15 protein-coding genes are annotated in these 14,452 nt (G+C 70.6%); 14 read left to right on the forward strand and 1 reads right to left on the reverse strand.

Annotated features, from left to right (window positions below):
• Nucleotides 1-174: 174 nt before the first annotated feature.
• The 14 genes from ACT3S3_RS14800 (at nt 175) to scpB (ending at nt 13,886) form a co-directional block, all read left to right on the forward strand.
• Nucleotides 175-1,260 carry a tetratricopeptide repeat protein gene (locus tag ACT3S3_RS14800; RefSeq protein WP_301442704.1) on the forward strand — a complete coding sequence of 362 codons (1,086 nt, stop codon included), beginning with the start codon at nt 175-177 and terminating at the stop codon, nt 1,258-1,260.
• 3 nt (nt 1,261-1,263) lie between these two features.
• On the forward strand, nt 1,264-2,280 hold the full coding sequence (locus tag ACT3S3_RS14805) for an HAD-IIA family hydrolase (RefSeq protein ID WP_301442703.1): 1,017 nt from the start codon (nt 1,264-1,266) through the stop codon (nt 2,278-2,280).
• Nucleotides 2,271-2,453 (forward strand): hypothetical protein, encoded by a 183-nt coding sequence (locus ACT3S3_RS14810; protein WP_301442702.1) that lies wholly within the window; start codon nt 2,271-2,273, stop codon nt 2,451-2,453. The genes ACT3S3_RS14805 and ACT3S3_RS14810 overlap by 10 nt, the downstream gene beginning before the upstream one ends.
• A 2-nt stretch (nt 2,454-2,455) precedes the next feature.
• Nucleotides 2,456-3,295 (forward strand): TlyA family RNA methyltransferase, encoded by an 840-nt coding sequence (locus ACT3S3_RS14815; protein ID WP_301442701.1) that lies wholly within the window; start codon nt 2,456-2,458, stop codon nt 3,293-3,295.
• Complete coding sequence (locus ACT3S3_RS14820) at nt 3,292-4,215, forward strand: NAD kinase (RefSeq protein WP_301442700.1); 924 nt, start codon at nt 3,292-3,294, stop codon at nt 4,213-4,215. The genes ACT3S3_RS14815 and ACT3S3_RS14820 overlap by 4 nt, the downstream gene beginning before the upstream one ends.
• Before the next feature lie 5 nt (nt 4,216-4,220).
• Nucleotides 4,221-5,960 carry a DNA repair protein RecN gene (gene recN / locus ACT3S3_RS14825; protein ID WP_301442699.1) on the forward strand — a complete coding sequence of 580 codons (1,740 nt, stop codon included), beginning with the start codon at nt 4,221-4,223 and terminating at the stop codon, nt 5,958-5,960.
• A gap of 54 nt (nt 5,961-6,014) precedes the next feature.
• The gene (steA, locus tag ACT3S3_RS14830; RefSeq protein WP_301442698.1) at nt 6,015-7,193 is read left to right on the forward strand and encodes a putative cytokinetic ring protein SteA; all 1,179 of its coding nucleotides are present in this window, start codon (nt 6,015-6,017) and stop codon (nt 7,191-7,193) included.
• A complete protein-coding gene (locus tag ACT3S3_RS14835) occupies nt 7,193-8,107 on the forward strand; it encodes a copper transporter (RefSeq protein ID WP_301442697.1) in 915 nt (304 codons plus the stop codon). The genes steA and ACT3S3_RS14835 overlap by 1 nt, the downstream gene beginning before the upstream one ends.
• Nucleotides 8,108-8,176: 69 nt before the next feature.
• Nucleotides 8,177-9,838, forward strand: a complete 1,662-nt coding sequence (locus ACT3S3_RS14840; RefSeq protein ID WP_301442696.1) for a CTP synthase — start codon at nt 8,177-8,179, stop codon at nt 9,836-9,838.
• A 35-nt stretch (nt 9,839-9,873) separates the two neighbouring features.
• Nucleotides 9,874-10,557: an NUDIX domain-containing protein gene (locus ACT3S3_RS14845; RefSeq protein WP_301442695.1), complete on the forward strand. Its 684-nt coding sequence runs from the start codon at nt 9,874-9,876 to the stop codon at nt 10,555-10,557.
• Nucleotides 10,547-11,524, forward strand: coding sequence for a site-specific tyrosine recombinase XerD (locus ACT3S3_RS14850; RefSeq protein ID WP_301442694.1), 978 nt, complete (start codon nt 10,547-10,549; stop codon nt 11,522-11,524). Before ACT3S3_RS14845 ends, ACT3S3_RS14850 begins: the two co-directional genes overlap by 11 nt.
• 101 nt (nt 11,525-11,625) lie before the next feature.
• A complete protein-coding gene (locus ACT3S3_RS14855; RefSeq protein ID WP_301442693.1) occupies nt 11,626-12,492 on the forward strand; it encodes a ParA family protein in 867 nt (288 codons plus the stop codon).
• Between the two features lie 2 nt (nt 12,493-12,494).
• Nucleotides 12,495-13,313 (forward strand): segregation and condensation protein A, encoded by an 819-nt coding sequence (locus ACT3S3_RS14860; protein WP_301442692.1) that lies wholly within the window; start codon nt 12,495-12,497, stop codon nt 13,311-13,313.
• Between the two features lie 24 nt (nt 13,314-13,337).
• Nucleotides 13,338-13,886: an SMC-Scp complex subunit ScpB gene (gene scpB / locus ACT3S3_RS14865; protein WP_301442691.1), complete on the forward strand. Its 549-nt coding sequence runs from the start codon at nt 13,338-13,340 to the stop codon at nt 13,884-13,886.
• 79 nt (nt 13,887-13,965) lie between these two features.
• Here scpB and ACT3S3_RS14870 read toward each other — a convergent pair.
• Nucleotides 13,966-14,452 (reverse strand): HNH endonuclease signature motif containing protein (locus ACT3S3_RS14870; RefSeq protein WP_444615171.1); only part of this gene is annotated, 487 nt, incomplete at its 5' end.

Genomic DNA, 14,452 nt, shown 5'->3' on the forward strand with positions numbered 1-14,452 from the left:
GTGAAGTGAAGGTGTGTGGTTGGAGCAGTCGCTAGTCGACTTCTCCAACCACACACTTTTTTTATGCAATTTTTCGGACACGGTCCGGTCCGCCGCCCTTCAGCCCCGGTTGGACTCCGTAGCCACCTGACCTAGAATCGGTCAGGAATCCCATCACCAGGAAGAGGTAGACAGATGAGCGAGTCCTCCGGCGGCAGCGGTTACCGCGGCAACGGTCGCGGCGGCCAAGGAAACCGGCAGGGCCAGGGTGGCCGCGGAGGCTACGGCTCAGGCCGCGACGGATCCCGCGGCAACGACCGCGGTGGCTACCGCGGACGTGACAACGACAACCGGGGAGACAACCGGGGCGGCCGGCGCGACGACCGTCAGGGCAACCGCGACGACCGCGGTGGCTACCGCGGACGCAACAACGACAACCGCGGAGAGCGTCGCGATAACCGCGGAGACAACCGCGGTGGCCAAGGCGGCGGCGACCGTCGGTACGGTGCACGCCCCAACCGTGGTGGACAGAACCAGGGCGACGACCGTCGCCGCGACCGTCACAACGGCCCCATGCGTTCGGGCTACCGCGAGGAGCGCATCAGCCAGCGCAACCAAGAACCCGAGATCCCGACGGACGTCAGCCCGAAGGAACTCGACCCCGGCATCCGCCAGGAGCTGCGCAGCCTGTCCAAGGACAACGCGGACAAGGTCGCCGGCCACCTCGTCATGGCGGCGGCCCTGATGGACAAGGACCCCGAGCAGGCCCTCGCCCACGCACGCGCCGCCAAGGACCGTGGCGGCCGCGTCCCGATCACCCGCGAGACCCTCGGCATCGCCGCCTACCACGCCGGCAACTGGAAGGAGGCGCTCACCGAGCTGCGCGCCTCCCGTCGTATGGCCGGTGGCCCCGGCCTCCTCGCCGTCATGGCCGACTGTGAGCGCGGCCTCGGCCACCCGGACAAGGCCGTCGAACTCGGCCGCAGTCCGGAAGCAGGCGAACTCGACCCCGAGGGACGCGCCGAACTGGCCATCGTCGTCTCCGGTGCGCAGCACGACCTGGGCGACATCGACGCCGCCCTGGCCGCCCTGCAGCCGGAGTCCGAGTCCACCGACCTCCCCGCCGTGACCGCCCTGCGCGTCACCTACGCCTACGCCGACGCCCTGCTCGCCACCGGCGACACCGCCGGCGCCCGCGAATGGTTCGAGCGTGCCGTGGAGATGGACACCGAGAACGTCCTCGACGCCGAGGACCGCCTCCGCGAGCTCGGGACCGCCTGAGCCATGGCGGGACTGCAGCTCCTGGACGACTACGACGTCCTGCTCGCCGACCTCGACGGAACCGTCTTCCGCGGCGGTGAGCCGGTCGACGGCGCGCGTGAGGCCCTCGACGGCCGGCGCGTCGTCTACATCACCAACAACGCGTCCCGCTCGCCCGTGCAGGTCGCCGAGCACCTGAACTCCCTCGGCTTCCCCGCCGAGGCACCCCAGGTACTGACCTCCGCACAGGCCGGCTGCGCCCTGGCCAACGACATCCTCACCGAGCAGGGACTACCGCTCGAGGGACGTCGGGCCTACGTCGTCGGTGCGGAGTCCTTCCGCGACCTCGCCCGGGACGCCGGGTTCACCGTCGTCGACAGTGCGGACAGTGCCGGCGGGGCTCCCCATGTCGTCCTGCACGGCCACAGCCCGGACAACGGCTGGCCGGTGCTCTCGGAGGCGACGCTCTGCATCCAGCGCGGTGCGGTGTACGTCGCGTCGAACATGGACACCACCCTGCCGTCGGAACGCGGTTTCCTCGTCGGCAACGGGTCCCTGGTCGCCGCCGTGGTCAGTGCCACCGGAGTGACCCCGCGCAGCGCCGGCAAGCCGCTGCCCGAGATGTTCCGGCGCGCCGTGGCGGAGTCCGGCGCCACCCGTCCGCTGGCGGTCGGTGACCGCCTGGACACCGACATCGCCGGTGGCAACGCCGCGGGCCTCGACAGCCTCTGCGTGCTCACCGGTGTGGCCACCCACACCGAGCTGCTGGGCACGCCGTACCGTCCCACGTTCATCGCCGCGAACCTGCGCGACCACCTCGACGGCTGGACCGCCGAGGCGGTGGCCGAGGGAGACGCGGTGCAGGTCGTCGTGCACGCCGGCGAGACCGGTGACGTCGAGGTCATGGCCGCAGAGGCCGTCGCCGTCGCCGCGCCGGTGGTGTGGGCGCAGCTCGACGCCGGACGCGAGCTGCAGGACGTGACGGTCGTCGCTGCCGACGGTGACCCCGCCGCAGCGTCCGCCCTGGAGGCGTGGCGGTGAACCCCGGCGACCTGGCGAGGCAGAGCCCGACCCCCGGCACCGGCGTCTTCGACGCCGACACCCTCGTCGCCGAGGTCGACGCCCTGCTGGCGTCCGACGCCGAGGGTACCGAGGAGGCGGGGCTGCTCGAACAGGCGCACCGACTGATCAACGACGCCTTGGAGGGCCGCTGAGCATGCCGAAGGCGAACAGGAGCCGGCGTCTCCAACGACTGGACGCCGAACTGGTCAAGCGCAAGGACGCCCGCTCCCGTGAACACGCCCGCGAGATGATCCTCGCCGGGCGCGTCAGCGTCAACGGGATGCGGGCCACCAAGCCGGCCACTGGTGTCGACGGGGACGTGTCGATTCGCGTCACCGAGAGCGACGACGACCGGTGGGCGTCCCGCGGGGCGCACAAGCTCCTCGGTGCGCTCGCCGCCTTCGAGGCCGACGGCCTCGATCTCGCCGGACGCCGCGTGCTCGACGCTGGTGCGTCCACCGGCGGTTTCACCGACGTGTGCCTGCAGCGCGGCGCCGCCGAGGTGCTCGCCGTGGACGTCGGCTACGGGCAGCTGATCTGGCGGCTGCAGAACGACGACCGCGTCACCGTGATGGACCGTACCAACGTGCGTACCCTCACCCCGGAACAGCTCGGCGGACCGGCGGACGCCATGGTCGGGGACCTGTCCTTCATCTCCATCGACCTGGTGCTCCCGGCGCTCGCCGACTGCATCGCCGACGGCGGCGACCTGTTGCCGATGGTCAAGCCGCAGTTCGAGGTCGGACGCCAGCGGCTCGGGCACGGGGGAGTGGTGCGCGACCCGGCCCTGCGTGCCGAGGTCACCCTGGACGTGGCACATGCGGCGCGTCGGCACGGACTGTCGACACGCGCCGTCGTCGCCTCACCGTTGCCCGGTCCCAGCGGAAACGTGGAATACTTTCTCTGGTTGGTGAAAGATGGTGGTGTGAGCGCCCCCGATGACGAGGAACTGACCACCATGGTCGACAAGGCAGTGAAGGAGGGTCCCCAGTGACCGACGACGCCCCCCGCGTCCGCGAGGTGCTCCTGGTCGCGCACACCGGAGCGGCCGACAAACTCTCCATGGCCGCCGCGGCCGCCCAACGGCTCTCCGACGGTGGGCTCACCGTGCGCGTGATGTCCACCGGCGACCCCGCACCCGTGGCCCGCCACGAGATCCTCGGGCGTTTCCCGCGCTACGGGCACACCACCGAGGCCGCCCGCGGGGTGGACCTGGTGCTCGTCCTCGGCGGGGACGGGACGTTCCTGCGCGCCGCCGACATCGCCCACGCCCAGGACGTGCCCGTGCTGGGCGTGAACATGGGCCACATCGGCTTCCTCGCCGAGTGGGAGCAGGAGTCGCTGGAGGAGGCCCTGGACCGGGTCATCGCCGGCGACTACCGCATCGAGAACCGGATGACACTGTCGATCACCGCCCGCGACACCGACGGCCGTGTGCTGGGCACCGGCTGGGCGCTCAACGAGTGCTCGGTGGAGAACCTGAACCGCCAGGGCGTGCTGGACACGATCCTGGAAGTCGACCAACGCCCGGTGAGCTCCTTCGGCTGCGACGGCGTGCTGGTCTCCACCCCGACCGGGTCGACGGCCTACGCCTTCTCCGCCGGCGGGCCGATCCTGTGGCCCGAACTGGCGTCTATCCTGGTGGTGCCGTCGAACGCGCACACCCTGTTCGCCCGCCCGCTGGTCGTCAGCCCCGACTCCACGGTGGCGGTGGAGACCAACCCGCACACCTCCCCGGCGACCGCGGTGATGGACGGTTTCCGTCAGATCCACATGCCCCCGGGTGCGCGCGTGGAGATCCGCCGCGGCCCGCAGGATGTGCGCTGGGTACGCCTGGACACCGAACCGTTCACCGACCGTCTCGTCCAGAAGTTCCGTCTCCCGGTGACCGGGTGGCGCGGACCGCGCAGGTGACGGGGATGCTGAGGGAACTCCAGATCCGGAACCTGGGTGTCATCGAGGAGGCCGTCGCCGAATTCACCGACGGTTTCACCGTGGTCACCGGCGAGACCGGCGCCGGCAAGACGATGGTCGTCACCGGCCTGAAGCTGCTCTCCGGCTCGCGGGCGGACAGTCAGCGCGTGCGCGCCGGCACCGACCGTGCCACCGTCGACGGGATCTTCCACACCGGTGGGGACACCGCCGACTCCAGGTCCGCCGCGGCGTTGGTCGACGAGGTCGGCGGCTACGTGGAGGACGGCGAGGTCGTGGCCTCCCGCTCGGTGAGCTCCTCCGGGCGCTCCCGTGCCCACCTGGCCGGACGCACCGTCGCCGCCGGCGTGCTCGCCGACTTCGCCTCCCGCCTGCTGACCATCCACGGCCAGTCCGACCAGCTCCAGCTGCTCGACCCGACCCGTCAGCTGCGCAACCTCGACCGTTTCGCCGGCCTCGACGAGGACCGGCGTGCCTACCGACGTCTGCGGCGGGAGTGGGCGACGTTGGCCCGCGACCTGAACGAGCGCACCGAGAAGCGTCGCGACCTCGCCCTGGAGGCGGAGACGTTGCGTCGGTCCCTCGACGAGATCGACGGCCTGGACCCGCAGCCCGGTGAGGACGACGAGCTCAAGGCGATGATCAGCCGGCTGCAGGACGCCGACGAGGTGCGCGACGCGGCCCTGGCCGCCCTCGCCGCGATCGACGGCGGCGACCCCGACGCCGCAACGGAGGACACCGCCGCGGTGGACTCGGTGGCCGCCGCCGCGTCCGCCCTGGCCGGACGGACGGGGGCCGAACCCCGCTTCGGCGACCTCGCCGCGCGCCTCAACGCCTTGGTCACGGACCTGGCGGACATCTCCGGGGAGATCGGGGCGACCCTGGCGGACATCCCGGCGCCGGAGAGCCTCGAGGGACTGCTGGCACGCCAGCAGGACCTGCGCGAACTGCGCAAGTACGCCTCCGACATCGACGGCGTGCTGGCGTGGCGCGACAAGGCCCACGACCGGTTGTCGTCCATCGACGTCTCCGGCGACGCCCTGGAGGAGCTGCGTGGCCGGGTCGGCGAAGCAGAGTCGGCGATGCTGGAGGCCGCGGCGGCACTGTCGGCGGCACGTACCGCGGCCGCCGGGCGTTTCGCCGGTGCCGTCAGCGACGAGATCGCCGGGCTGCAGATGTCGTCCTCCCTGCGGGTCGACGTCCGCACCGCAGGTGCCGGCACCGCCGGAGGAACAGGCACGGCCGGCCCCGGGGACTGCGGACCCGACGGTGTCGACGAGGTCGAGTTCCTGCTGGTGCAGGGCGGCAAGCCGAACTCGCTGGCCGCCACGGCGTCCGGCGGTGAGCTCTCCCGCGTGATGCTCGCCCTGGAGGTCGTGCTGGCGGGCACGGGCCGCACCATGGTCTTCGACGAGGTCGACTCGGGGGTCGGCGGACGTGCCGCGGTGGAGATCGGCCGGCGTCTCGCCCGCCTCGCCGTCGACAACCAGGTCATCGTGGTGACCCACCTGCCGCAGGTGGCGGCGTTCGCCGACGCGCACGTGCACGTCGCCAAGGCGTCCGACGACGACTCGGTGCGCTCCAGCGTGCGCACGCTGAGCTCGGCCGAGCGCGTCGAGGAGCTCTCGCGCATGCTCGCCGGCCTGGAGTCCGACACCGGGCGTGCCCACGCCGAGGAACTCCTGGAGACCGCCCGCGAGGCGAAGGTGGAGATCGGCGGGCGGTGATTACACGGCGCGTCTCGGCGCGCCTACCCCGCACACGCGGGGGCAACCGTCACAATGGTCCCCATGATCTTCTCCCGCAACGACACCCCCGGCATCCACGGCCACACCCGGGACTGCACTGGGACGAGCGTCACCGGAAAGCTGTCCGAGGGCGACATCGTCGTCGTCGACCAGCCCGACACCGGCCGTGCGCTCGCCCAGAAGTTCATCGACGCCAAGGTCGCCGCGGTGGTCAACACCGCGGCGTTCTCCACCGGCAACGTGCCGAACTTCGGGCCGCAGATGATGCTGGACGCCGGCATCGTCCTGGTCGACAACGCCGACCCCACGATCACCGACCGCCTCAAGAACGGCCGCAAGGGCCGGCTGCACGAGGGCAAGATCCTCTACGGCGACCGGTCGATCGGCAAGGGCGAGGTCCTCGACGAGGACACCGCGGTGACCCGTTTCGACGAGGCGCGGGAGACCCTCGCCGACCACATGGAGGCGTTCACCGGCAACACCGCCGAGTTCGTCCGCACCGAGGCCCCGCTGTTCATCGACGGCCTGGGTGTGCCGGAGGTCGGCGTGGACATGGACGACCGCAAGGTGCTGGTCGTCAGCCCGGACCCGGACATCGACGAGAAGCTGAAGTCCCTGCGCTACTTCATCCGCGAGTACGAGCCCGTGGTCGTGGCGGTCGACGGGGCGGCGGACACCCTGGTCAAGCACGGTTACCGTCCGCGCGTGATCGTCGGCGACCCGGAGCTGATCAGCAACGACGCGCTGAACTGCGGTGCGACGATCGTGCTGCCGGCCGAGCCGGACGGCCACGCCGCGGGCCTGGAGCGCATCCAGGACCTGGGTGTCGGTGCGATGACCTTCCCGGCGGCGACCTCGGACTCCACCGACCTGGCGCTGCTGCTCGCCGACTACCACGGTGCGTCGATGGTCGTGACCCTGGGCCCGGTGCTGGACCTGGACCGTATCTTCGACACCGCGCAGTCCCCGGACACGCCCTCGGCGATGCTGTCGCGTCTGCGCGTCGGCGGCCGGCTGGTCGACTCCACGGCCGTGGCCGAGCTCTACCGGGTCTCGCGTAGCGGCGGCGGCTGGTGGTGGGCGCTCGTCGGCGTACTGCTGGCGGTGGTGGTCATCGTGCTGATCGCCGGCTTCAGCGGTTCCGGCAACTTCGCCGACAACCTCGTCGACACGTGGAACAACATCGCCCTGCGCTTCCAGGACCTGTTCTGATGGGCGCGGGGAAGACGACGGGAGTCGTGGCACTCGGCGTGGCGGTGGGTACCGCCCTGGGCTTCTACGTGCTGGCGCCGAACGTGGAGGGCGGCCCGGCGGCCGCCGACTCCGAGACGCGCGCGGAGCTCAGCGCCGAGTCCGACCGCGCCGACCTGGCCACCGCCGAGGGCGACGCGTCCGACGAGGTGCTCTCCGGTCTCGCCGCCGACGCCGTCGGCGACGACCTCGCCGACCGGTCGGTGCTGGTGCTCGCCACCGCCGACGCCGAGGATGAGGCGGTCGACGACGTCCGCTCGCTCATCGGCGAGGCGGGCGGGGAGGATGCCGGCACGCTGCGGCTCGACGCGTCCTTCACCTCCCCGGACTCCGGTGACGAGCTGAAGTCCCTGGCGGCGGGCAGCCTCCCGGCCGGGGCGTCGTTGTCGGAGGACCGCATGGACCCCGGCTACCACGTGGGAGAGCTGCTGGGGCAGACCCTGGGGTCCGGGCGCGACGCTGCCAGCGAGTCCGACCGCGCGGTGGTCCTGGGCGCGCTCGGCAACGCCGGCTTCTTCAGCGACGGGCAGGACGACCTGTCCCCGGCCGACGCGGTCGTCGTCGTCACCGGCGGGGCCTCCGAGGGCGACGGGGACGGGAACTACTCGACCCGGTTCGTCGCGGACATGGCCACCGCGCTGGACGCCACGACCGGCGGCACGGTGCTCGCCGGCGAGAACGGTTCCGCCGCCCGCGACGGGGCCGTCGGCCTGGTCCGCGCCGACTCCGACGCCACCGAGAACGTCTCCACCGTGGACAACGTGAACACCACCGCCGGACGCATCACCGTGGTCCGCGCGCTCGCCGGACAGCTCGACGGCGACGCCGGCGCCTACGGCTCGGCGTCCAACGCCGCCTCCGCGACGGTGGAATAGAGGGTGGCGGCCCATCTCTGTTAGGCTGAAGCCCCGTAGGTTTTATCAGTTCCAACCACGGGAGTCGATGTGTCTCAGGGCCGCAGCGAGCAGCACACCAAGTTTATTTTCGTCACCGGCGGCGTCGTCTCGTCGCTCGGTAAGGGCCTGACCGCCGCCAGCCTGGGGCAGTTGCTGGTGGCCCGTGGCCTGAAGGTCACGATGCAGAAGCTGGATCCGTACCTCAACGTCGATCCCGGCACCATGAACCCCTTCGAGCACGGTGAGGTCTTCGTCACCGACGACGGGGCCGAGACCGACCTGGACCTGGGCCACTACGAGCGCTTCCTGGACCGCAGCCTCACCCAGAACGCCAACGTCACCACCGGCAAGGTGTACTCCACGGTGATCGCCAAGGAGCGTCGCGGCGAGTTCCTCGGCAAGACCGTGCAGGTCATCCCGCACATCACCGACGAGATCAAGTCCCGCATCCTCGCCCAGGCGCTGCCGGACGCCGACGGGGTCCGTCCGGACGTGGTGATCTCCGAGATCGGCGGCACCGTCGGTGACATCGAGTCCCAGCCCTTCCTCGAGGCCGCCCGTCAGGTGCGCCACGAGGTCGGCCGGGAGAACATCTTCTTCATCCACGTCTCCCTGGTGCCCTACCTGGCTCCCTCGGGCGAGCTGAAGACCAAGCCGACCCAGCACTCCGTGGCTGAGCTGCGCAGCATCGGCATCATCCCGGACTCCATCGTCCTGCGCTGCGACCGTGAGGTCCCGGAGGGACTGAAGTCGAAGATCGCCCTGATGACCGACGTCGACGAGGAGGGTGTGGTGTCCTGCGCGGACGCCGCCTCGATCTACGACATCCCGCGGGTGCTCTACCGCGAGCACCTCGACTCCTTCCTCATCCGCAAGCTCAACCTGCCGTTCCGCGACGTGGACTGGACCGTGTGGGGCGGGCTGCTCGACCGGGTGCACTCCCCGAAGGGCGAGGTGACCGTGGGGCTGGTCGGCAAGTACATCGACCTGCCGGACGCCTACCTCTCCGTCGCCGAGGCCATCCGCGCCGGTGCGTTCGGCGAGCAGGTCAAGGCCAAGGTGCGGTGGGTCGCCGCCGACGACTGCGCCACCCCGGAAGGCGCGGCGAGCGCGCTGGAGGGCTGCGACGCGGTGGTCGTGCCCGGCGGCTTCGGCATCCGCGGCATCGAGGGCAAGATCGGCGCGATCACGCACTGCCGTGAGAACCTGGTGCCGATGCTGGGCATCTGCCTGGGCCTGCAGTGCACCGTCATCGAGGCCGCGCGTCACGCCGGCATCGAGGACGCCTCGTCCACCGAGTTCGACGAGAACACCCCCTCCCCGGTGATCTCCACGATGGCCGAGCAGCAGGCGGCGGTCTCCGGTCAGGCCGACCTGGGCGGAACGATGCGCCTGGGCGCCTACCCCGCGGTGCTGGAGGCCGGCACCGTGGTGGCCGACGCCTACGGCGAGACCGAGGTCTCCGAGCGTCACCGTCACCGCTACGAGGTCAACAACCGCTACCGCGAGCAGATCGCGGAGAACTCCGACCTGGTGTTCTCCGGCACCTCGCCGGACGGCACCCTCGTCGAGTTCGTCGAGTACCCGACCTCCGTGCACCCCTACCTGGTCGCCACGCAGGCGCACCCCGAGTACAAGTCGCGTCCGACGCGTCCGCACCCGCTGTTCAGCGGCCTGGTGCGCGCCGCGGTGGCGCGGCAGGGCAAGTAGGACGCGCAGGACGCGGGGGAGCCAGAGGAGGCCCAGTGGAGTACCGCATACTGTCCAGCGAACTCCTGGTGGACGCCCCGGTCGTCGCACTGCGCCGCGACCGGATCACCACGGCCACCGGCGAGGCCCGGCGTGAGGTGGTCGAGCACTTCGGTGCCGCCGCGATCGTGGCGCTGCGGAATTCCCCGCGGGATTCCCCGTCCGATTCGTCGCAGCCCGGGCGTCCCGAGGTGATGCTGGTCCGCCAGTACCGCCGCCCCGTGGACCGCTACCTGTGGGAGCTGCCTGCCGGCCTGCTGGACATGGCGGGGGAGGATCCGCTGAGCACGGCGCGACGTGAACTCGCCGAGGAGGCGGGGCTGTCCGCCGGGCGCTGGCACCTCCTGGGCGACATCTGCCCCTCACCGGGGATCAGCGAGGAGATGTGCCGCATCTTCCTCGCCGAGGACGTCCACCCCCTGACCGCGGAGGACGCCGCGGAGCTGGAGGAGGCCACCGGCGAGGAGGCCGACATGACCTCCCGCTGGACACCGGTGGACGAGGCGGTGGACATGGTCCGCCGCGGCGAGATCGTGAACGCCACGGCCGTCGCCGGTCTGCTGCACCTGCACGCCGGCACACGCCGGGACGTCTCCGAACCCTTCGACCACCACTCCGGTCTGGCCGAACGGCGTCAGGGGGGACTGGCGCGGGGGACGGACATGAAGCATGTGCGCTGACGCCGCGGCTGATGCCGGGGCTGACCCAGACGCCGCGGCCGACGCCGACCGGCGTCGCGTCCGCGCCTGGATGCGGCACCTGCGTACCGAACGCGGACGCAGCGCGAACACCCTCGACAACTACGGTCGCGACATCGACCGTTACCTGGGGTGGCTGGCGGACGGGGGCCTGGACATGACGACGGTGACCACGGGGGACATCGAACGTTTCATCGTCGACCTGCGTACCGGTTGCGCCGCGACGGGCGGGCGGGCGTTGGCGCAGTCCTCGGTCGCACGGGTACTCAGCGCCGTCCGCGGGCTCCACAGGTTCACCGCCGCCGAGTCGGGCCTGCCGGACGTCGTGGCCGAGGTGCCCCTGGCGCCCGGGCGCAGGGACCTGCCGAAGGCGTTGACGACCGACCAGGTGCTCCGGCTGATCGAGGCGTGCCCCGAGGGCGAGGCCGCCGGACCGCTGAACCTGCGCGACCGGGCGCTTGTCGAGCTGCTGTACTCCACCGGCGCACGAATCAGTGAAGCCACGGCCCTTGACCTCGATGACATCGACCGCAACGACGGCCTGGTGCGCGTGCGGGGCAAGGGCGGCAAGGACCGCATCCTGCCGGTGGGTGGGCCGGCCCTGTCGGCGTTGGACGCCTACCTCACCCGGGCGCGTCCCCAACTGGCTCAACGCAGCCGGCACGGCGCGGACGCCGCCGCCCTCCTGCTCACCGCCCGCGGGGGCCGTCTGACCAGGCAGTCCGGGTACAAGATCATCTCCGGGGCCGCCGAGCGTGCGGGCCTCGGCGAGATCTCGCCGCACAGTCTGAGGCACAGTTTCGCCACCCATCTGCTCACCGGCGGGGCGGACGTGCGGGTGGTGCAGGAGCTGCTCGGGCACTCGAGTGTGTCGACCACGCAGATCTACACGAAGGTCACCCCCGACCTGCTTCGGGAATCCTGGGCGGAGTCGCATCCGCGTGCGTGATAATCTGAACCGTGTGATTTGTTCATCGTGGTGGCGTGATGCGATCCCCTCGGAGCCACCGAGGATCAACGGCACCGAATCAAGGAAGGGAGCTTGACGAGATGGCTCGTTCATCAGAAGGCCTGTTCGACAAGCCCCAGGTCGGTCTCACCGGACGCCCGCTGCGCGAGATTCCGCGCCCCGCGGCGCTCGACCGGCACGGCCCGGCGACCGTCATCGCGATGTGCAACCAGAAGGGCGGCGTGGGCAAGACCACGTCGACGATCAACATGGGCGCCGCGCTGGCGTTCTACGGGCGTCGCGTCCTGCTCGTCGACCTCGACCCGCAGGGGGCGCTCTCGGCGGGGCTGGGCATCGACCACGAAGAGCTCGACGTGACGATCTACAACCTGCTGGTGGACAACACCGCCACGATCCACGAGGCGCTGCACTCCAGCCCGGTGGAGGGCCTGGACGTGGTCCCGGCGAACATCGACCTGTCCGCCGCGGAGATCCAGCTCGTCAACGAGGTCGGCCGGGAACAGGCGCTCGCACGTGCCCTGCAGCCGGTGATGAACGACTACGACTACGTGATCGTGGACTGCCAGCCGTCGCTCGGACTGCTCACCGTCAACGCGCTGAGCTGTGCCGACAGCGTGATCATCCCGATGGAGTGCGAGTACTTCTCGTTGCGTGGTCTGGCGCTGCTCACCGACACCGTGGAGAAGGTCCGCGACCGCCTGAACTTCCGGCTCGAGGTCACCGGCATCCTGGTGACCATGTTCGACCGGCGCACCAACCACTCCCGTGAGGTCATGGAGCGTGTCGTCGAGGTGTTCGGGGACAAGGTCTTCGACACCGTGATCACCCGGACCGTGCGCTTCCCGGAGACCTCGGTGGCGGGGGAGCCGATCACCTCCTGGGCCCCGTCCTCCGATGGCGCCCACCAGTACCTTGACCTCGCGGCCGAGGTCGTCGAAAGGACCTGAGGGTGGGCGAGGTTCCGGAGCACGTCGAGCAACCGGAGCTCACCGGGTTCCGGGTCGCCCTGGCCAACTTCGACGGGCCCTTCGACCTGCTGCTGCAGCTGATCCACTCCCGCAAGATGGACGTGACCGAGGTCGCCCTGGCGACGGTCACCGACGAGTTCATCTCCTACACCCGCTCGTTGACCGGCAGTGTCGACGACCTGGACGAGGTGACCGAGTTCCTCGTCGTCGCCGCCACGCTGCTGGACCTCAAGGCCGCACGGTTGGTCCCGCGCGGGGAGGTCGAGAACGAGGAGGACCTGGCCCTGCTGGAGTCCCGCGACCTGCTGTTCGCCCGCCTGCTGCAGTACCGCGCGTACAAGTCGGTGGCTGGACTGTTCGCTGAATGGCAGCGCGACGCCGACCGCAGCTACCCCGTCCAGCTCTCCCCGGAGGAGCACTTCACCGACCTCATGCCACCGGTGGAGCTGGGGCTGACACCCGAGCAGTTCGCCGAGCGGGCGGCGGCGGTGTTCCGTCCGACCCCGTCCGAGGTCTCCACCGGGCACCTGCACGCCCAGGAGGTGTCCGTCCCGGAGCAGGCCGGGCACATCCTGTCGACCTTGCGGGTCGCCGGTGCGGAGACCTGGGTCAGTTTCAGTACCCTGATCTCGGACTGCGAGGTGTCGATGAAGGTCGTCGGACGGTTCCTCGCCCTGCTGGAGCTCTACAAGGCACGCGCGGTGGGCATCGAACAGCCCGAACCGCTCGAGGAGATGACCGTGGCGTGGACGGGGCTGAACGTGGACCCTGCCGTGGTCGCGGCTAGTAACTGGGACTGAATCAACGTTGAGAGGATGCTGGACATGGAACCGGTGAGTGTCGTTCGTAGTCGTCTGGAGTCGCTGCTGCTCGTCTCCGACGAACCGACCTCGGCCGTCGACTTCGCCCGAGTGCTGGAGACCTCCGAGGAGTCGGTGACCGACGCGTTGCAGGAGATCGCCACGGAGTTCTCGGACCGGGGGATGGGGTTCGAGCTTCGTGAACGCGATGGACTGTGGCGGTTGTACACGCGACGGGAGAACTCGGCGACGGTGGAGGCGAAGATTCTCGACGGTTCGCAGCAGCGACTCTCCCGGGCGGCGTTGGAGACCCTCGCCGTGGTGGCCTACCGCCAACCGGTCACCCGGTCGCAGGTCGCCGGCGTGCGTGGGGTGAACTGTGACGGGGTGATGCGCACGTTGGCGTTGCGCGGCCTGATCGCCGAGGTCGGTGTGACCGGGGAGGTCGGTGGTGCACACCTGTACGCCACCACGGACCTGTTCCTGGAGCAGTTGGGCATCGAGTCGCTCGAGGCGCTGCCGAACCTCGCACCGTTGCTGCCCGACGTGGACGCCATCGACGCCCTCGACTAAGGTGCCTGGCCCGCACGTCTGGCCCCTGCACCTGGGAGGGTGCGGGGGTCGTCGTGTGCGTGTGCGGTCGGTGAGGGTCCTAGTCGGGTGGGGCTTCGGGTCCGTCGGGCTCTTCTGGGTCGTCGAAGGTGAGGGGTCTGTCCGGGTCGTAGGCCTCGGCCAGCGGGCCGGTGGCACGGGTGGTGTAGCGCGCCCCGCCGGGGCCCTGCCACTCGATGGTGAACCCACCGTCGGTGGTGGAGCACGTCCACACCCCGGCGGTTTTCAACCGGTGGTGCGGGCGGCACAGTTTCTGCCCGTTGCTCGGATGCGTGGCCCCGTCACTGTCGGGGTCGGTGTGGGCGGAGTTGACGATGTGGTCGTTGTCGCACAGGGCGGCCGGCACATCACAGTTGGGGAAGCGGCAGGTCGCGTCCCGGCCTTCGAGGTAGGTCTTGTGCCCGGCGAGGAACGGGTAGCCCTCGGAGGTGGGGTAGTCCTGCGGATCTGTGGGGATCTCGGTGATCTTGCTTGCCTCGCAGGTGCCTTCGAGGCGGTCGGCGGTGGCGGGGTTGAGCCAGCCGACC

It is taken from the genome of Corynebacterium sp. AOP40-4SA-5, assembly GCF_052377355.1.
GTDB lineage: Bacteria > Actinomycetota > Actinomycetes > Mycobacteriales > Mycobacteriaceae > Corynebacterium.